The organism is Bradyrhizobium sp. JR4.1 (assembly GCF_040548605.1).
GTDB classification, from domain to species: domain Bacteria; phylum Pseudomonadota; class Alphaproteobacteria; order Rhizobiales; family Xanthobacteraceae; genus Bradyrhizobium; species Bradyrhizobium canariense.
The window spans coordinates 68,599-86,716 of the sequence record NZ_JBEPRY010000007.1 but is presented as its reverse complement, the minus strand read 5'-3'; the positions used below and the strand labels follow the sequence as shown (position 1 = coordinate 86,716).

The 18,118-nt window shown below is 63.7% G+C and carries 17 protein-coding genes; 14 read left to right on the top strand and 3 right to left on the bottom strand.

Going from position 1 to position 18,118, the window contains the following annotated elements:
* Positions 1-78: 78 nt before the first annotated feature.
* Positions 79-1,908, bottom strand: a complete 1,830-nt coding sequence (locus ABIB90_RS16935; RefSeq protein ID WP_354161366.1) for an IlvD/Edd family dehydratase — start codon at positions 1,906-1,908, stop codon at positions 79-81.
* 122 nt (positions 1,909-2,030) lie between these two features.
* Complete coding sequence (gntR, locus tag ABIB90_RS16930) at positions 2,031-3,131, bottom strand: HTH-type transcriptional regulator GntR (RefSeq protein WP_007592329.1); 1,101 nt, start codon at positions 3,129-3,131, stop codon at positions 2,031-2,033.
* A gap of 202 nt (positions 3,132-3,333) precedes the next feature.
* On the opposite strand from gntR, the gene ABIB90_RS16925 reads away from it, so the two are divergent.
* The 14 genes from ABIB90_RS16925 (at position 3,334) to ABIB90_RS16860 (ending at position 16,261) form a co-directional block, all read left to right on the top strand.
* The gene (locus ABIB90_RS16925) at positions 3,334-4,395 is read left to right on the top strand and encodes an ABC transporter ATP-binding protein (protein WP_007592328.1); all 1,062 of its coding nucleotides are present in this window, start codon (positions 3,334-3,336) and stop codon (positions 4,393-4,395) included.
* Between the two features lie 78 nt (positions 4,396-4,473).
* Positions 4,474-5,787: an ABC transporter substrate-binding protein gene (locus tag ABIB90_RS16920; protein ID WP_354127903.1), complete on the top strand. Its 1,314-nt coding sequence runs from the start codon at positions 4,474-4,476 to the stop codon at positions 5,785-5,787.
* 66 nt (positions 5,788-5,853) lie between these two features.
* Positions 5,854-6,801 carry a carbohydrate ABC transporter permease gene (locus tag ABIB90_RS16915; RefSeq protein WP_354161371.1) on the top strand — a complete coding sequence of 316 codons (948 nt, stop codon included), beginning with the start codon at positions 5,854-5,856 and terminating at the stop codon, positions 6,799-6,801.
* Positions 6,802-6,803: 2 nt separating this feature from the next.
* Positions 6,804-7,679 (top strand): carbohydrate ABC transporter permease, encoded by an 876-nt coding sequence (locus ABIB90_RS16910; RefSeq protein WP_007592322.1) that lies wholly within the window; start codon positions 6,804-6,806, stop codon positions 7,677-7,679.
* Between the two features lie 79 nt (positions 7,680-7,758).
* Positions 7,759-8,745 (top strand): D-erythronate dehydrogenase, encoded by a 987-nt coding sequence (denD, locus tag ABIB90_RS16905; RefSeq protein WP_354161374.1) that lies wholly within the window; start codon positions 7,759-7,761, stop codon positions 8,743-8,745.
* Positions 8,746-8,768: 23 nt separating this feature from the next.
* Positions 8,769-9,737 (top strand): sugar kinase, encoded by a 969-nt coding sequence (locus tag ABIB90_RS16900; protein WP_354161377.1) that lies wholly within the window; start codon positions 8,769-8,771, stop codon positions 9,735-9,737.
* Positions 9,738-9,750: 13 nt separating this feature from the next.
* Positions 9,751-10,401 (top strand): bifunctional 4-hydroxy-2-oxoglutarate aldolase/2-dehydro-3-deoxy-phosphogluconate aldolase, encoded by a 651-nt coding sequence (gene eda / locus ABIB90_RS16895; protein ID WP_007592316.1) that lies wholly within the window; start codon positions 9,751-9,753, stop codon positions 10,399-10,401.
* A gap of 59 nt (positions 10,402-10,460) precedes the next feature.
* A complete protein-coding gene (locus ABIB90_RS16890; protein WP_027569542.1) occupies positions 10,461-11,630 on the top strand; it encodes an acetyl-CoA acetyltransferase in 1,170 nt (389 codons plus the stop codon).
* 129 nt (positions 11,631-11,759) lie between these two features.
* On the top strand, positions 11,760-11,966 hold the full coding sequence (locus ABIB90_RS16885) for a hypothetical protein (protein ID WP_027517389.1): 207 nt from the start codon (positions 11,760-11,762) through the stop codon (positions 11,964-11,966).
* A gap of 121 nt (positions 11,967-12,087) precedes the next feature.
* Complete coding sequence (locus ABIB90_RS16880) at positions 12,088-13,311, top strand: CaiB/BaiF CoA transferase family protein (protein WP_354161382.1); 1,224 nt, start codon at positions 12,088-12,090, stop codon at positions 13,309-13,311.
* Positions 13,308-14,444: a thiolase family protein gene (locus ABIB90_RS16875; RefSeq protein WP_354161385.1), complete on the top strand. Its 1,137-nt coding sequence runs from the start codon at positions 13,308-13,310 to the stop codon at positions 14,442-14,444. Before ABIB90_RS16880 ends, ABIB90_RS16875 begins: the two co-directional genes overlap by 4 nt.
* The gene (locus ABIB90_RS16870; protein ID WP_354161388.1) at positions 14,441-14,800 is read left to right on the top strand and encodes a Zn-ribbon domain-containing OB-fold protein; all 360 of its coding nucleotides are present in this window, start codon (positions 14,441-14,443) and stop codon (positions 14,798-14,800) included. Before ABIB90_RS16875 ends, ABIB90_RS16870 begins: the two co-directional genes overlap by 4 nt.
* Before the next feature lie 605 nt (positions 14,801-15,405).
* Complete coding sequence (locus ABIB90_RS16865) at positions 15,406-15,933, top strand: carboxymuconolactone decarboxylase family protein (RefSeq protein WP_007592305.1); 528 nt, start codon at positions 15,406-15,408, stop codon at positions 15,931-15,933.
* A gap of 25 nt (positions 15,934-15,958) precedes the next feature.
* Positions 15,959-16,261, top strand: a complete 303-nt coding sequence (locus ABIB90_RS16860; RefSeq protein ID WP_007592303.1) for a nucleoside triphosphate pyrophosphohydrolase family protein — start codon at positions 15,959-15,961, stop codon at positions 16,259-16,261.
* 5 nt (positions 16,262-16,266) lie between these two features.
* Here the strand turns inward: ABIB90_RS16860 and glsA are convergent, their stop codons facing one another.
* Positions 16,267-18,114: a glutaminase A gene (gene glsA, locus ABIB90_RS16855; RefSeq protein ID WP_354127905.1), complete on the bottom strand. Its 1,848-nt coding sequence runs from the start codon at positions 18,112-18,114 to the stop codon at positions 16,267-16,269.
* Positions 18,115-18,118 lie beyond the last annotated feature (4 nt).

Here is an 18,118-nt window from a genome sequence, read left to right as displayed (position 1 = left end):
GGATGAGCGCGCGAGCGCGATATCCGGGAGCGGATGTCCCGGGTGTCGCTTCGCTCACCCGAGCTACGTGTTCCTAACTCAGTGATTATCCCGCGCTACACCAAAGCTGCCGGCGACGTTCTGGTAGCGCGTGGCGAGCTCCATGCAGGCGCCGGTCGCGTGCTGGCCGACGGTGTTGCGATAAAGCTCCTGCCACGGCGTCTGGTTCGGCGGATGCTTGAAGCCGCCATTGGCCTTGAGCTCGGCGTGGCGCTTCTTCACCTCGTCGTCCGAGATGAGAATGTTGGCGCTGCCCTTGTTCAGATCGACGCGCACCTTGTCGCCGTTCCTGAGGATCGCGAGCCCGCCATTGGCGGCGGCTTCCGGCGAAGCATTGAGAATCGAAGGTGAGCCCGAGGTGCCTGACTGCCGGCCGTCGCCGATGCAGGGCAGGGACATGATGCCGCGCTTGATCAGCGCCGCAGGCGGCTGCATGTTCACGACCTCGGCGCCGCCGGGATAGCCGATCGGGCCGGTGCCGCGGATGAACAGCACGCAGCGCTCGTCGATCTCGAGCGAGGGATCGTCGATCCGCTCGTGATAGTCCTCAGGCCCCTCGAACACGACGGCGCGGCCCTCGAAGGCATTGAGATCGGTCGGATTGCTGAGGTAGCGATCGCGGAATTCCTTGGAGATCACGCTGGTCTTCATGATCGCGGAATCGAACAGATTGCCCTTCAGCACCAGGAAGCCGGCGTCCTTCACCAGCGGCTTGTCGTAAGCCCAGATCACGTCGTTGTCGGGCTTTGGTGCATTGGCGCAATTCTCGCCGATGCCGCGTCCGTTGACCGTGACCGCGTCCTCGTGGATGCGCTTGTGCTTCATCAACTCGCGCACCACGGCCGGCACGCCGCCGGCGCGGTGGAATTCCTCGCCGAGATAGAAGCCGGCCGGCTGCATGTTGACCAGCAGCGGCACGTCGTGGCCGACCTTCTGCCAGTCGTCGATGGAGAGCTCGACGCCGATGTGGCGCGCCAGCGCGTTGATGTGGATCGGCGCGTTGGTCGAGCCGCCGATCGCTGAATTGATCACGATGCAGTTTTCGAACGCCTTGCGGGTCAGGATGTCCGAGGGCTTGAGGTCTTCCCAGACCATGTCGACGATGCGTTTTCCCGTCTCGTAGGCGATCTGGCCGCGCTCGCGATAGGGGGCGGGGATCGCCGCACAGCCCGGAAGCGAGAAGCCGAGCGCTTCGGCAAGCCCGTTCATGGTGGAGGCGGTGCCCATGGTGTTGCAATGGCCGACCGAGGGCGCCGATGACGCCACGATTTCCATGAATTCTTCATAGTCGATCTCGCCAGCGGCGAGGCGCTCGCGCGATTTCCAGACGATGGTGCCGGAGCCGGTGCGCTCGCCATTGTGCCAGCCGTTCAGCATCGGCCCGCCCGACAGCACGATCGCGGGCAGGTTGACGGTGGCCGCCGCCATCATGCAGGCCGGCGTGGTCTTGTCGCAGCCGGTGGTCAGCACCACGCCGTCGAGCGGATAACCGTAGAGGATTTCGACGAGGCCGAGATAAGCGAGGTTGCGGTCGAGCGCCGCGGTCGGGCGCTTGCCGGTCTCCTGGATCGGATGCGTCGGGAATTCCATCGCGATGCCGCCGGCCTCGCGGATGCCTTCGCGAACGCGATGGGCAAGCTCGATATGGTGGCGGTTGCAAGGGGAGAGGTCGTTGCCGGTCTGCGCGATGCCGATGATCGGTTTGCCGGACTGGAGCTCGGTGCGGGTGAGACCATAGTTCAGATAGCGCTCCATATAGAGCGCGGTCATGCCCGGATTATGCGGATTGTTGAACCATTCCTGCGAGCGGAGGTGGCGGCGAGCGCCGTTGCCGGCGGGGGCATGCCCATTGGTTGGTTTTTTTGTCATTGGTTTCTCCTGCAATGCAAACGCACTGGCGTCCGTTTTATGGTATCGGCTTGTGCGATGCCCAACGGCGCGAGCGACGATTTGCCTGCCCGCTGGCGGGTCGTTTCCTCACAAATCCGATACTAGTCATGGCCGCTTGGTAACGCTACCATTTTGTTCGCAGCGCCTGTGCCTGAAGCGGCTGGCCGGTTGTCCGACCGCCGGGCCGACGAGCTTTGCCGCTCGATCACCTTGAAGCCGAGATCGAGCACCGGATGCTCCGGACGCCGTCCGTCGATCGCGTCGATCAGCATGCTGGCTGCCGTGTTCCCCATCTCGTAGCGGTTGGTGCGTACGCTCGTGAGAGTCGGAACGGCGGAGGCCATGAATTCGAGATCGTTGAAGCCGACGATCGCGATCTGTTCGGGGATGGCGATCTCGCGGCGCCTGCATTCGAACAGCACACCCAGCGCGAGGTCGTCATTGGCGCAGAACACCGCGTCCATGCCTGGCTCCCGCGCCAGGAGATCGGTGAACAGGGCGCCTCCGAGCGTCACCGAGGTCGGAGTCGCTGTCGTGACGACGAGGCGTTGCTCGAATAGTCCTGCGTCCTTCATGGCCGAGACGTATCCGTCGAGTCGCCGCTGTACCCGCGGATCCATCCGCGCGCCGACGAAGCCGATCTTGCGGTGACCTTGCGCGAACAGATGTGCAACCGCCGCACGGGCTGCGTCATAGTGCGAAAAGCCGATCATCATGTCGACCGGATGGGGCCCGATCTCCATGATTTGCACGATCGGGCAGTCGGCGGCATCGAGCATCGCGCGCGATTCCGTGGTCTGGTCGATGCCGGTGACGATCAGCCCGGCCGGCTTCTGCGCGAGAAACAGGCGCAGCAGCTTCTCCTCCTGGAGAATACTGTAGCGTGTGTTGGACAACTGGATCGAGTAACGGCTGTTTTCGGAGGCGTCGTAGATGCCGCGCAGCACGTCGGAGAACACATTATTGGTCAGTGACGGAATCAAGACACCGATCACCTCGGTGCGCTGCGAAGCCAACGCGCGCGCCGCCAGGTTCGGCACATAGCCGAGCTCCCTGGCCGCGCTCTCGACCCGTGTCCGTTTGGCGAGCGACAGCGCCTCGGGATTGCGGAAGAAGCGGGACGCTGTGATCGGGCTTACGCCGGCGAGCTCGGCGACTTCCGCCAGCCGGATTTTGCCTGACTTGGTGCGGTTTCGACCCATTTGCTGCTCTTAACACACTCACTGTGGCAAACAAAGGAACGTTGACAGCGCTACCAGCACGGACTAACCAAAGACAAATTGCCAAAACCGCACAAACTGCCGACAATGTCGCCCGCTAAGGTCGGGCTTCGTTCGGTGAAGTCTGAAAAAACAAGACGGTCGCGGCGCGAGATGCGTCGTGGACTTTCGAGGAGGGAGCTAGATGTCGTCTGTGCAAATCCGCGACGTGCGGAAATCGTTCGGCAATTTTGAAGTCCTGCACGGCGTTTCGATTCCGATCGAGGACGGCCAGTTCGTTGTCCTGGTTGGTCCCTCCGGCTGCGGCAAGTCGACGCTTCTGCGCATGCTTGCCGGTCTCGAGAACATCACCTCTGGCACGATCTCGATCGGCGACCGCGTCGTCAACAATGTCCAGCCCAAGGAGCGGGACATTGCGATGGTGTTCCAGAACTACGCGCTCTATCCGCACATGACGGTCGGCGAGAACATGGGCTTCTCGATGAAGCTGCGGGGCGAAAGCACCGAAGAGATCAACAAGCGCGTCAAGCGCGCCGCCGAGATCCTGGCACTGTCGCCGCTGCTCGAACGCTATCCGCGCCAGCTCTCCGGCGGCCAGCGCCAGCGCGTCGCCATGGGCCGCGCCATCGTGCGCGACCCGCAGGTCTTCCTGTTCGACGAGCCCTTGTCGAACCTCGACGCCAAGCTGCGCGTCGCGATGCGCACCGAGATCAAGGAGCTGCACCAGCGGCTGAAGACCACGACGGTCTACGTCACCCACGATCAGATCGAGGCCATGACCATGGCCGACAAGATCGTCGTCATGCATGACGGCATCGTCGAGCAGATGGGTACGCCGCTCGAGCTCTACGACAAGCCCGAGAACCAGTTCGTCGCCGGCTTTATCGGCTCGCCGTCCATGAACTTCCTGAAGGGGCATGTGCGCGTCAACGGCGTTGCGACCTTCGAGGGGCCGAATGGCGTGAAGCTGCCGCTCAGGAACGCGCCGGCGGCGTCCGACGGGCGTCCTGTCGTTTACGGCGTACGCCCAGAGCATTTCACCATCGCTGACGACGGCGCCGATGCCGAGATCGTCGTGGTCGAGCCGACCGGCTCGGAAACGCAGGTGTTTGCGAAGCTCGGTGGTGAGCAGGTCGTCGCGGTCTTCCGCGAACGTCACCAGTTCAACCCGGGTGACAAGGTCAAGCTGAAGCCCGATCCTTCCGTAATTCATCTGTTCGACGAGGCGACGGGCAAACGCGTGTAGCGACGCCGAAGAACTGCCCAAGCAGAACTGCCCAATAAAAGACGACCCAATACAAATATAAAATTTAGGGAGAGAACGATGAGCGATTTCGACAGGCGAAGTGTGCTTAAAGTCGGTCTGGGCGGCGCGGCGCTGCTGGCCGGCCCGGGCATCGTCCCGGTGCGCGCGGCGGAGTGGACCAACACGCCCGAGGCGAACGCCTCCATCCGCGTGCTGCGCTGGAAGCAGTTCATTCAGGCCGAGTTCGACAAATTCGCCGAGCAGACCAAGGCGTTTTCCGAGAAGACCGGCGTCAAGGTCAAGCTCGAGGCCGAGAGCTGGGAGGACATCCGCCCGAAAGCCGCGGTCGCCGCCAATGTCGGCGCCGGTCCCGACCTGATCATCGGCACGCTCGATGATCCCCACAAGTTCCCGGAAAAGCTGATCGACATGACTGACGTCGCCGACTATCTCGGCGCGCAATATGGCGGCTGGTATCCGGTTGCTGAACGCTACGGCAAGAAGGGCAACAGCTGGATCGCCATTCCGCAGGGCGCGACCGGCGGCTGCCTCAACTACCGCGTCAGTCACGTGAAGGCCGCCGGCTTCGATGAATTTCCCAAGGACACCGCCGGCTTCCTCAAGCTCTGCCAGGCGCTGAAGAAGAACAACACGCCGGCCGGCTTCGCGCTCGGCCACGCCACGGGTGACGCCAACGGTTGGTGCCAGTGGGCGCTGTGGGCCTTCGGCGGCAAGGTCGTCAACGAGAAGAACGAGGTCGTGATCGACTCGCCGGAGACGATCGCCGCGCTCGAATACGTCAAGCAGCTCTATGAGACCTTCATCCCCGGCGTGCTGTCGTGGAACGACTCGAACAACAACAAGGCGTTCCTCAACGGCGAGCTTAGCCTGACGCTGAACGGCATCTCGATCTGGACCGTCGGAAAGAACTCGACCGACCCGAAGCAGCAGGAGATCGCCAAGGACATGAACCACGCGCCGATGCCGATCGGGCCCGTGGGCGTGTCGACCGAGCAGCAGAACGTACTCGTCTATTACGGCTACAAGCACTCGAAGTATCCGAAGGCGGTCAAGGAATACATCAAGTTCATGATGGACAAGGCGAACTACGACGCCTGGGAGGTCTCTTCCAACGGCTACGTGTCGCCGCCGCTTCCGGCCTACAACGACAACCCGGTGTGGACGTCGGATCCGAAGATCACGCCGTATCGCGACTGCCTGAAGCGCTGCCGCGATAACGGCTATGCCGGCGATCTCGGCTATGCCTCAGCCGCCGTGATGGGCGACTTCGTCGTCGTCGACATGTTCGCCGAGGCGGCGTCGGGCTCCGTGACGCCGAAGGCGGCAGCCGCACGCGCAGCCGAGCGCGCCAAGCGCTACTACCAGGTCTGATCAGCTCCAATCTGCACGGCGTCCGGTTCGCCGGACGCCGCGACTTTTCGTCGAGGGGAATCCGACATGGCAGTTATGGCCGAGTCCACTGTCGCGCAGGCCAAGCGCAGCAGCCTGTGGACCAGAGCATTCGAGAGCCGGCATTTCCTCGGCGCGATGTTCATGGTGCCGGCGATCGCCATCCTCATTCTGTTTCTGGCTTACCCGCTGGCGCTCGGCTTCTGGCTCGGCATGACCGACACCAAGATCGGCGGTGCCGGGCGCTACATCGGCTTCCAGAATTTCGTCTCGCTCTCGAAGGACTCGGTGTTCTGGCTGTCGGTGTTCAACACCATCTTCTACACGGTCGCTGCCAGCGCGGTGAAATTCGCCATCGGTCTCTATTTGGCGCTGCTGCTGAACGAGCGGCTGCCGATGAAGTCGATGATCCGGGCAATCGTGCTGTTGCCCTTCGTCGTGCCCACGGTGCTCTCTGCGATCGCGTTCTGGTGGATCTATGACAGCCAGTTCTCGATCATCTCCTGGGTGTTGATCAAGGCCGGCCTGATCACACGCTATATCGATTTCCTTGGCGATCCCTGGAATGCGCGCTGGTCGGTGGTCGCCGCCAATATCTGGCGCGGCGTTCCTTTCGTGGCGATCACGCTGCTGGCGGGACTTCAGACCATCTCGCCCTCGCTCTATGAGGCCGCCAATCTCGACGGCGCCACCAATCTGCAGCGCTTCCGCCACATCACGCTGCCGATGCTGTCGCCGATCATCGCGGTCGTGATGACGTTCTCGGTGCTGATGACCTTCACGGACTTCCAGCTCATCTACACCATCACGCGGGGCGGGCCGATCAACTCCACCCATCTGATGGCGACGCTGTCGTTCCAGCGCGCCATCACCGGCGGCAATCTGGGCGAGGGCGCGGCGATCTCGAACGCGATGATTCCGTTCCTGGTCGCGGCGATCCTGCTCAGCTTTTTCGGGCTTCAGCGTTCCCGCTGGCAGCAGGGCGGGAGGGACTGACCATGACCACAGCGGACGACCAAAGCGTCGGAATGGACTATCTGGAAAGTTTTCCGCGGAAGTTTTTTCGCGTCTACCTTCCGCTCGGCCTGATCATCTTCTTCCTGCTATTCCCGTTCTACTGGATGGCGGTCGCGACGTTCAAGCCGGACGCGGAGATGTACGACTACGAAAAGTACAATCCGTTCTGGATCGTGCATCCGACGCTGGAGCACATCAAGAAGCTGTTCTTCGACACCGACTATCCGCTCTGGATGTGGAACACCGTGATCGTCTCGGTGTCCTCGACCTTCATCTCGCTGTTCGCCAGCGTCTGCGCCGCGTACGCGATCGAACGCCTGCGCTACAAGGGCTCGCGCTATGTCGGCCTTGCGATCTTCCTCGGCTATCTCGTGCCGCCCTCGATCCTGTTCATTCCGCTGGCGGCGATCGTGTTTCAGCTCGGGCTGTTCGACGGCAACCTGGCGCTGATCCTGACCTATCCGACCTTCCTGATCCCGTTCTGCACCTGGCTCCTGATGGGTTATTTCCGCACCATTCCCTATGAGCTGGAGGAGTGTGCGCTGATCGACGGGGCGACGCGGCTGCAGATTCTGATGAAGATCACGCTGCCGCTTTCGCTGCCGGGCGTGATCTCGGCGGGCATCTTCGCCTTCACGCTATCCTGGAACGAGTTCATCTACGCGCTGACCTTCATCTCGTCGTCCGAGAACAAGACGATCCCCGTCGGCGCGATCACCGAGCTCGTCAATGGCGACGTCTACCATTGGGGCGCGCTGATGGCGGCGGCCCTGACCGGCTCGGTTCCCGTAGTTATCCTTTATTCCTTCTTCGTGGAGTATTATGTGTCGGCGATGACCGGCGCCGTGAAGGAATGATCGCGGGGCCTGCCTTGAGAGCGCGCCAGGACGAATCGCCGAAATCGGCGCGTTCCGGCCAATAAAAAGGAGTAGGCTCTTGCACATTCTGGTTCTGGGCGCCGCCGGCATGGTCGGCCGCAAATTGTGCGAACGGTTGTTGCGCGACGGCCGGCTTGGCAAGAGCGACATCACCAAGCTGACCATGCATGACGTGGTCGAGCCGAAGGCGCCGGAAAAAGCCGGTTTTGCCATCGAGACGGTGTCGAGCGATTTCGCCATGCCGGGTGCGGCCGAAAAGCTGATCGCCGGCCGTCCGGACGTGATCTTTCATCTCGCCGCGATCGTCTCGGGCGAAGCCGAGCTCGATTTCGACAAGGGCTACCGCATCAATCTCGACGGCACGCGGATGCTGCTCGATGCCGTCAGGCTCGCAGGCGGCGGCTACAAGCCGCGCGTGGTCTTCACGTCCTCGATCGCGGTGTTCGGCGCGCCGTTCCCGGATGCGATCGGCGACGAGTTCTTCCACACGCCGCTTCTGAGCTACGGTACGCAGAAGGCGATTGGCGAACTGCTGCTGGCCGACTATTCCCGCCGCGGCTTCCTCGACGGCATCGGCATCCGCCTGCCGACCATCTGCATCAGGCCCGGCCTGCCCAACAAGGCGGCATCGGGCTTCTTCTCCAACATCCTGCGCGAGCCGCTGGCCGGCAAGGAAGCGGTCCTTCCCGTGTCCGAAGACGTCCGCCATTGGCATGCCACGCCGCGCTCAGCCGTCGGCTTCCTGCTGCATGCCGGCACCATGGACCTCGCCGCGGTGGGGCCGCGCCGCAATTTGACCATGCCGGGCCTGTCGGCGACGGTTGGCGAGCAGATCGCTGCGCTGAAACGCGTCGCCGGCGACAAGGTCGCCGCCCGCATCAAGCGGGAGCCAGATCCTTTCATCGTCGGCATCGTCGGCGGCTGGCCGCGCAACTTCAATGCAAAGCGGTCGCTCGAGCTCGGCTTCACCACCGCTGAGAAGACTTTCGACGACATCATCCGCATTCACATCGAAGACGAGCTCGGCGGCAATTTCGTCGCGTGATCTCTGACTGAGCGGGTAAAGTGATGGCGAGCGTTGCTTGCATCGGCGAATGCATGGTCGAGCTCCGGCAGGCCCAGGGTGGACAATCCGGCGGGCAGGGTGGCGGCCTCTACTCGCGTGGATTCGGCGGCGATACTCTCAACACGGCCGTGTACCTCGCGCGGCTCGAGGTCAAGGTCGACTATCTCACCGCGCTCGGCGACGATGCCCTGAGCGATGAGATGATCGCGGCCTGGACTGCGGAGGGCGTCGGCACGAGGCGCGTCGCGCGGCTGCCGGGCAAGCTGCCCGGCCTCTACATGATCCAGCTGGATGCGAAGGGCGAGCGCCAGTTCTTCCACTGGCGCGACAGTGCGGCGGCGCGCCAGCTGATGAATCTGCCGGAGACGGACGATCTCCTCAACTCCCTGATGAGCTACGACATCGTCTATCTCTCTGCGATCACGCTCTCGATCTACGACGCGGCCGGGCGCGAGCGCCTGTTCGCGGCGATCAAGCGTGCGCGCCTGCTCGGCACCCGCTTCGTGTTCGACACCAATTTCCGCGCGCGCGGATGGCCGGATCGCGATGTCGCGCGCGAGGTGTTTTCGGCTGCTTTCGCGGCTGCCGACATCGTGCTGACCTCGACCGAGGATCTGCTCGCTCTCTATCCCGGCGAGAGCCACGAGCAGTTGATGGCGCGCATCCCGAGCCCTGAGCTGGTGTTCCGGCTCGCCGAGCCGGTCAGCCTGCTGCGTTTTCCCGGGGGCCCCTACGAGGTCCGCGCCGAGCCCATGACCAAGCCCGTGGTCGACACCACCGCGGCCGGCGACAGCTTTGCGGCGGCCTATATCGCGGCACGGCTCGCCGGTTCCGACCCGGTCGAGGCCGCCCAGGCCGGGCACCGCCTCGCCAGCCTCGTGATCTGCTATTCCGGCGCCATCATTCCGGGTTATGCCATGCCACCGAAGAAACGGCACCGGCCGGCGACCACGCGTCAAGCGACCAAGTGAAACGAAAGCCAAGATGACCACGACTGCCCAACAGAACCACCTCGCCGCGCTGTTCAAGGCCGCGACCGTCATTCCCGTCCTCACCATCGAGCGTATCCAGGATGCTGTGCCGCTGGCGCGTGCGCTGGTCGCCGGCGGCGTCCGCACGCTGGAGGTGACCATGCGTACCCCCGTTGCGATCGAGGCGGCGAGGGCGATGATGGCCGAGGTGCCCGAGGCGATCGTCGGCATCGGCACGATTCTCAATCCGGCCGACTTCACGCGTGTCGAGAAGCTCGGTGTTGCGTTCGGCATCAGCCCCGGCTTGACCCCGGACCTGTTGAAGGCCGCCACCCATAGCTCCTTGCCGTTTGCGCCCGGTATCGCCACGGCGTCCGAGCTGATGATGGCGCTGTCCTACGGCTTCGACATCGCAAAATTTTTCCCGGCCGAGCAGGCTGGCGGCATCAAGGGGCTGCGCTCTCTGGGTGGGCCGTTCCCGAACGTGCGGTTCTGCCCGACCGGCGGGGTCGGCGAGGCCAATGCGGCAACCTGGCTCGCGGAGCCCAATGTGGTCGCGGTCGGCGGTTCCTGGCTGTGCCCGACGGCGGAGATCAGGGCCGGGAACTGGGCCGGCATAACTGCCATCTGCCAGCGCACCCTCCAGGCGCTTAAACCCGCGTGAAGTCTTGCCATCCCTGAGCTAAGACTTAGGTCAGCAAGAGACCGCCAGGGAGAAAGACCATGACCGCCAGCATCGTCGGATGGGCGCATACGCCGTTCGGCAAGTTCGACACCGAGACCGTGGAAAGCCTTGTGGTGAAGGTCGCCAATGAGGCGCTGGCGGATGCCGGCATTTCGGCTGGCGATGTCGACGAGATCGTGCTCGGCCATTTCAACGCCGGCTTCTCGCCGCAGGATTTTACCGCCTCGCTGGTGCTCCAGGCCGACCCGAAGCTGCGCTTCAAGCCGGCGACCCGGGTCGAGAACGCCTGCGCCACCGGCTCCGCCGCCGTCCATCAGGGCGTGCGCGCGATCGCGGCCGGCGCGGCCAGGATTGTTCTCGTTGTCGGCGTCGAACAGATGACGCGCACGCCGGGGCCGGAGATCGGCAAGAACCTGCTCAAGGCGTCCTATCTGCCCGAGGACGGCGACACCGTCGGCGGCTTCGCCGGCGTGTTCGGCAAGATCGCCAGCTCCTATTTCCAGAAATACGGCGACCAGTCCGACGCACTGGCGCTGATCGCGGCCAAGAACCACAAGAACGGTGTCGCCAATCCCTTCGCCCAGATGCGCAAGGACTTTGGCTTCGAGTTCTGCCGCGCCGAGAGCGAGAAGAACCCCTACGTTGCCGGGCCCCTGAAGCGCACCGATTGCTCGCTGGTCTCGGACGGTGCCGCTGCCCTGGTGCTGGCCGACGCGGAAACCGCCAAGGGCATGAGCAAGTCGATCGGCTTCCGCGCCACCGCGCACGCCCAGGATTTCCTGCCGATGTCCAAGCGCGACATCCTCCAGTTCGAGGGCTGCACGGTCGCCTGGCAGCGCGCGCTGGAGAAGGCGGGCGTTACACTGTCGGATCTCTCCTTCGTCGAGACCCATGACTGCTTCACCGTCGCCGAGCTGATCGAGTACGAAGCGATGGGGCTGACGCCGAGGGGGCAGGGCGCCCGCGCCATCAAGGAAGGCTGGACGCTCAAGGACGGCAAGCTCCCGGTCAATCCGTCCGGCGGCCTGAAGGCCAAGGGCCATCCGATCGGCGCCACCGGCGTCTCCATGCACGTGATGACCGCGATGCAGCTCGCCGGCCAAGCGCCCGAGGGCATGCAGCTCAAGAATGCAAAACTCGGCGGCATCTTCAACATGGGCGGTGCGGCGGTTGCCAACTACGTCTCCGTGCTGGAGCCGCTGAAGTAAGCTCCGACCTTGTAGGGTGGGCAAAGGCGCAGCCAGCGCCGTGCCCACCATCTTGTTTGCGCTAGATCATGGTGGGCACGCTTCGCTTTGCCCACCCTACGGCACTGATTGATTCGCGGGACATGCATCATGAGCAATGACTACGAAGATTCGCTGTCGATGGACGCACTCAACGATCGCATCGCGATTCTCGAGGACAATATCCGCCAGCTCATCGAGCAGGCCGCGGCGGCCTCGGGTGAGCAGAACGAGTCGCGGATCGCGGATCGCATCAACCAGCAGAATGAGGAGCTCGACCGTCTCCTCAAGATTCGCGAATCCCGCCAGAAGAAATAGCCACCTTTCGCCGGCGGCGCATGCGGCCATACGCCGGCTGCCCTTGCGTACGCGCCGCCGCTGCCGTTAGCTGGACCGAAATCGCAGGGCTCACTTGAGCCCGCGCAATCGGGAGTGAACGATGGGGCCGCTGAAGGGCATCAAGGTCGTCGACATGACCACCGTGCTGATGGGTCCCTATGCGACCCAGATGCTCGGTGACTACGGCGCAGACGTCATCAAGGTGGAATCTCTGGACGGCGACGTCACGCGCCTGATCGGTCCGATGCGGCACGCCGGCATGGGCCCGGTGTTCCTCAACACCAACCGCAGCAAGCGCTCGATCTGCCTCGACCTGAAGAAGCCCGCCGGCCGCGAGGCGGTGCTGCGCTTGCTGAAAGACGCCGACGTTCTCGTCTACAACGTCCGCCCGCAGGCAATGGCGCGGCTTCAACTCGGCTATGACGTTGTTGCCAAGATCAATCCGCGTCTGGTCTATGCCGGCGTGTTCGGCTTCGGCCAGGACGGGCCGTATGCGGCAAAACCCGCCTATGACGATCTGATCCAGGGCGCCACCGCGCTGCCGGCCTTGATGGCGCAGACCGGTGACGGCGTGCCGCGCTACGTGCCGAACGCACTGGTCGATCGCATCGTAGGCTTGACCGCCGTGGGCGCGATCTGTGCCAGCCTCGTGCACCGCGACCGCACCGGACGCGGCCAGCGCGTCGACATCCCGATGTTCGAGACCATGGCCGGATTCGTCATGGGCGACCACATGGGCGGGCTCACCTACGAGCCCCCGCTCGATAAGGGCGGTTACGCCCGCCACCTCTCGCGCGACCGCCGGCCCTACAAGACCTCGGACGGTTATCTCAGCGTCATCGTCTACAACGACAAGCAGTGGGAGAACTTCTTCAAGGCGACGGGACGCGACGACCTGCGGGCCGACGCGATGTTCGCGACATTCGCCGGCCGCGCCGCCAATATCGACGTCGTCTATGCCGAGCTCGCGCGCATCTTCGAGACGCGCAGCACCGAGGAATGGATCGACCTGCTGACCAAGGCCGATGTGCCCGTGATGCCGATGCACGACCTCGCGTCGATGCTGCATGATGAGCATCTGGAGGCGACCAACTTTTTCCCGGTGGTGAACCATCCAACAGAAGGGCCGATCCGGAGCATGAGGGTGACGGCGACCTGGTCCGAGACCGAGGCCGAACCGGTGCGGCTCGCGCCGCAGCTCAACGAGCACGGCGCGGAAATCCTGCGTGAGACCGGCTATTCCGCCGACGAGATCGACGCCATGGTCCGCGATGGCGTCACCCGTTCGCCGCCCCGGAATGACGATGCACTGGTGCGCCCATGAGCTTTATCACCGGCGTCGGCCTCACGCCTTTCGGCAAGCACGAAGGCTCGTCCTCGCTGGACCTGATGAGTAAGGCCGCGCAGGCCGCGCTCGACGATGCCGGGCTCGAGCGCGCCGAGATCGACGGCATCCTCTGCGGCTACTCCACCGTTTCGCCGCACATCATGCTGGCGACCGTCTTTGCCGAGCATTTTGGCATCCGCCCCAGTTACGCCCATGCCGTCCAGGTCGGCGGCGCGACCGGGCTCGCGATGACCATGCTCGCCCATCATCTCGTCGAAGCAGGCGTCGCCCGCAATGTGCTCGTCGTCGCAGGCGAGAACCGTCTCACCGGGCAGAGCCGCGATGCTTCGATCCAGGCGCTGGCGCAGGTCGGCCATCCCGATTACGAAGTGCCGCTCGGACCGACGATTCCCGCCTATTACGGCTTGGTCGCGAACAGGTACATGCACGAATACGGCGTGACGGAAGAAGACCTTGCCGAATTCGCGGTGCTGATGCGCACCCACGCCTGCACTCATCCCGGTGCGCAATTCCAAGATCGCATCGAGGTCGCCGACGTCATGGCCTCGAAGCCGGTGGCGATGCCGCTGAAGCTGCTCGATTGCTGCCCGGTGTCCGACGGCGGCGCAGCCTTCGTCGTTAGCCGCGAGCGGACCGGAGAGGCCGGCGTGCGCATTCGCGGCTGTGCCCAGGCCCATACCCATCAGCACGTCACTGCAGCGCCCGCCCTGAGCGAGCTCGGCGCCGAGATCTCCGTCGCCCACGCCAAGGAGGCCACCGGCCTCGCGATTTCGGACGTGCGCTACGCCGCGATCTATGACAGCTTTACGATCACGCTCGCGATGCTGCTGGAAGACCTTGGCCTTGCTGGCCGGGGCGAGGCAGCCGCGCGCGTGCGCGCAGGCCATTTCAGCCGCGACGGCGCGATGCCGCTGAACACCCATGGCGGCCTGCTCAGCTACGGTCATTGCGGCGTCGGTGGCGCGATGGCGCATCTTGTCGAAACGCATCTGCAGATGACGGGGCGGGCGACGAATCGTCAAGTGCGTGACGCCTCGATCGCGCTCCTGCACGGCGACGGCGGCGTGCTGTCGTCTCACGTCAGCATGTTCCTGGAGCGGGTGCGATGAGCGAGCGAATCGCGGATTGGACCCAAGGTGTGCAAGTCATCACCTTTCAGACCTGCACCTCCTGCAGCCATGTGCAGTATTTCCATCGCGCCTTCTGCGCCGCCTGCGGTGCGCCCGATCCGCACGAGCAGCGTGCCAGCGGCAAGGGCAGGGTCTACGCGACGTCGCTGGTCTGCCGCGCCGCGACGCCTGAGACGCGGTCGCACGTGCCCTTCAACATCCTGCTGGTCGATTGCGCCGAGGGTTTTCGCATGATGGCGCATGGTGAGAATGATCTCGCCATCGGCGATGAGGTCAGTGCGAGCTTCAAACCGTTCGCTGGCAGGCTGGTGCCGTTCTTCGCCAAAGATGGATAGTGAAATTTGGATGCTCGAATGTAGCCCGGATGGAGCGCAGCGAAATCCGGAATTTTCACCTCACCGATAGACTTTCCCGATTGCGCTTCGCTCCATCCGGGCTACTGCAAAGCCAGCGGTGGGATTCGTCATTCGGGGGCGGTCCTGAGAGACCGAGCCTGGAACGGGAATTCTGGGCCTGGCCTGTGCGAGGGCCACCCCGGAATGACGAAAGCTCTCACCCGACTCTTAACTAGCGCCCGTAGAACAGGATGCTGGCGATGACGAGCATCGCCATCACCGCCAGCATATGCGCGAGCGCCTCCGAGGCCGCCCCCTTGGTGGCTTCCTTCATGCCATTTTCTCCCTAGACTTGGGCGTGACTCATCGATGCGCGGTTAGCGCCCAACGGCCAATTGTTTTTACTCGGAACACCCCTTGCGAGTATCCGCCGCGATCAAGTCCCCACGCGGCGAATATCGACTGTACCAAGGTCGTTCAGCAATGCGGCGGCATTTTGACTCGATGTTGTTGCTCCTGCGGACGCGCAAGAATACAGTTTCGTGGAACTTTCGCCGCTAACGACAAAAAGCATTAAAGGCTTAGGGAAAAACTTCAGGAAAATCATGGCCCGCATCAACTACAGCGACCCGTCCAAGGCATCCGACCGCACCCGCGAGATCCTCGACAAGAACCGCAACGCCAACATCTTCCGGATGATGTCGCATTCGCCGAGCTATTTCGAGCAGTACTGCCGGCTCGGCGGCGCCATCCGTCACAAGGGCGAGCTCGATCCTATCGTGCGCGAACTCGCGATCACCCGCACCGGAATTTTGTGCGAGGCGCCGTACGAGATCGTCGCGCACAAACGCATCGGCAAGAATGTCGGCGTCACCGACGAGCAGAACGAAGCGCTCGAGAACTGGCAGGACGCCAAGTGCTTCGACGAGGTGCAGCGTGCCGCGCTCGCCTTCACCGACGAGATCGTGAAATTGAACAAGCCGACCGCGGCGATCTTCAACGCGATCGCATCGAAGCTGACACCCGCCGCACTCGTCGAGTTGCAGCTTTCGGTCGGCTTCTACATCATGACGTCAAAGTTTTTGGAGACGTTTGAGATCGATCTTCAGCCGGTCACGGAAGTGGTTGGCTGATCCAAAGCCGCGGCGAGGGATGCCGATGACGATCGATGAATATGCGGCCTGGGCCGCCACCGTTGCAAAAGTCGATGAGCATCCGTCCAACGAACGGCTGTCCTATCTGGGCCTCGGTCTCGCCGGCGAATCCGGCGAGGTCGCCGAGCACATCAAGAAGCTGCTGCGCGATGACTGGCTCGACCAGGCAGGCCTCGTCGAAGAGCTCGGCGATGTCATCTATTACTGGGCCTGCCTATGCGCAGCGACCGGCCAGCAGCCGTCCGAATTGCTCAAGGCGAGTGCGGCCAAGATCAATCGGCGGATCAGTGAGGCGGCGGGCCGCTAGGCCGCTCAGGTCGAGGTCAAGATATCCACCCTGGCGTTGGCGACGATCAGACGGTCGGCGAGAAGCTGCGCAAGATTGCGCATGATGCGTTCGCTGGCGTGCGGGTGCTGCTTGCGGAAGCGCTCGAACGCTTTCAGGGGCGCTTCGAACGCGGTCGCCGCCATGTCCACGAACACGTCGGCGGAGCGAGTGGTCTCGATCAGGGCCATTTCGCCGAAGGCCATGCCGGCGGTGAGCGTCGCCAGCCGCACGCCGTCGGGCAGCGTGACATGCACGGCGCCGCTGCGCAGGAAGAACAGAGCATCGGCGGGATCGCCCGTGGTGAGGATCTTTGTCCCGGATTGATAGGTCCGGATCGTGCAGATCGAGGCGAGGTCGGTCAGCTCTTCCTCGCTCATGCCGGCCAGCAGCGGCTGTTCGGCAAGCTCGGTGGTCTCGTGGAAATCGATCGAGCCTCCGTACCGATAGATGATCTGGTCTTCGGCCCATTCGATCGCGGTGTCGAGCAAATAGAAGTCGCGGACGTTCTTGAGCTCGGCGGTCCATTCCCGCAGGCTGTCCCATTCCTTGGAGGCGCGCCTGACGCCGGACAGTACGACGGTCACATTCAGCGCCGCCAGCTCCTCGAACGCTTCGGCTACCAGCCGCGCCCCGGCGCGGGTGGTGGAGGTGACGCGGTGGAGATCGAAGATCACGAATTGCGGCCGCGGCCGGCCCGCAAGGCGGCGCGAGACATAGTCGACCGCCGACAGCGACAGTGTGCCGACCAGCTCGATGATCCGCACCTCCTGCTCATGCGCCGCGAGAATATCGCGCTCCTGTGGGCGGCGCACGCGCCGCGACGGGCTCTTGCCGATGTCGTAATCGGCGATGACGGCATTGCGCGCATCGTCACTGCGGTTGAGCATGTGCAAATCGTAGTGCGAGGACAGCGCCTCGCAGACCTTGATGCCGCGCACGCTGTTGCCATGCTTGTCGAGCCTTGGCGAATAGCTGCCGAGCCCGAGGCGCGCGGGGAGGGCTGCGAGAATTCCGCCGCCGACGCCGCTCTTGGCGGGGATGCCGATCCGGTAGATCCATTCGCCGGCATAGTCGTACATGCCCGACGACGTCATCACCGACAGCGTGCGCGAGATTGCGTAAGGCGTCAGCACCTGCTCGCCTGTGACCGGGTTGACGCCGCGGTTGGCGAGCGTTGCCGCCATCACCGCGATGTCGCGCGCGGTGACCAGCACCGCGCATTGCCGGAAATAGACGTCGAGCACGGCAGCGACATTGTCCGAGATCACCGCGTTGGTCTTGAGGAGATAGCCGATGGCGCGGTTGCGGTCGCCGGTCTGGCTTTCGGAAGCGTAGACGGCCTCGTCGACGGCGAGGTCGCGGCCGGCAAAACGACTGAGCGCGAGGCGAATTTGCTCGAAGGCGTCCGTACCCTTGCTGTCGTGGATCAGCCCCGTGCAGGCGATCGCGCCGGCATTGACCATCGGGTTGAACGGATGGTTCTCCGAGTTGAGCCGGATCGAGTTGAAGGGATCGCCTGAAGGCTCGACGCCGATCGCGCTCTCGACCCTGTTTGCGCCGAGCAGGTCCAGCGCGAGTGCGAACACGAACGGCTTTGACATCGACTGGATGGTGAAGGGCGCCCTGGAGTCGCCGACCTCGTAGACATGACCGTCCAGGGTCGCGAGGCTGATGCCGAAACAGGCAGGATCGGCCTTGCCGAGCTCGGGAATGTAGTCGGCGACCGCGCCCGAGGTCTCCGCCGAGAATTCGCTGAGGCAATTGTCCAGAAACCGCAGCAAAGGCGGCTTGGAGCGGGTCCAGGCGGTGGCGAGAGGCGAAAGCTGTTTCATCGCC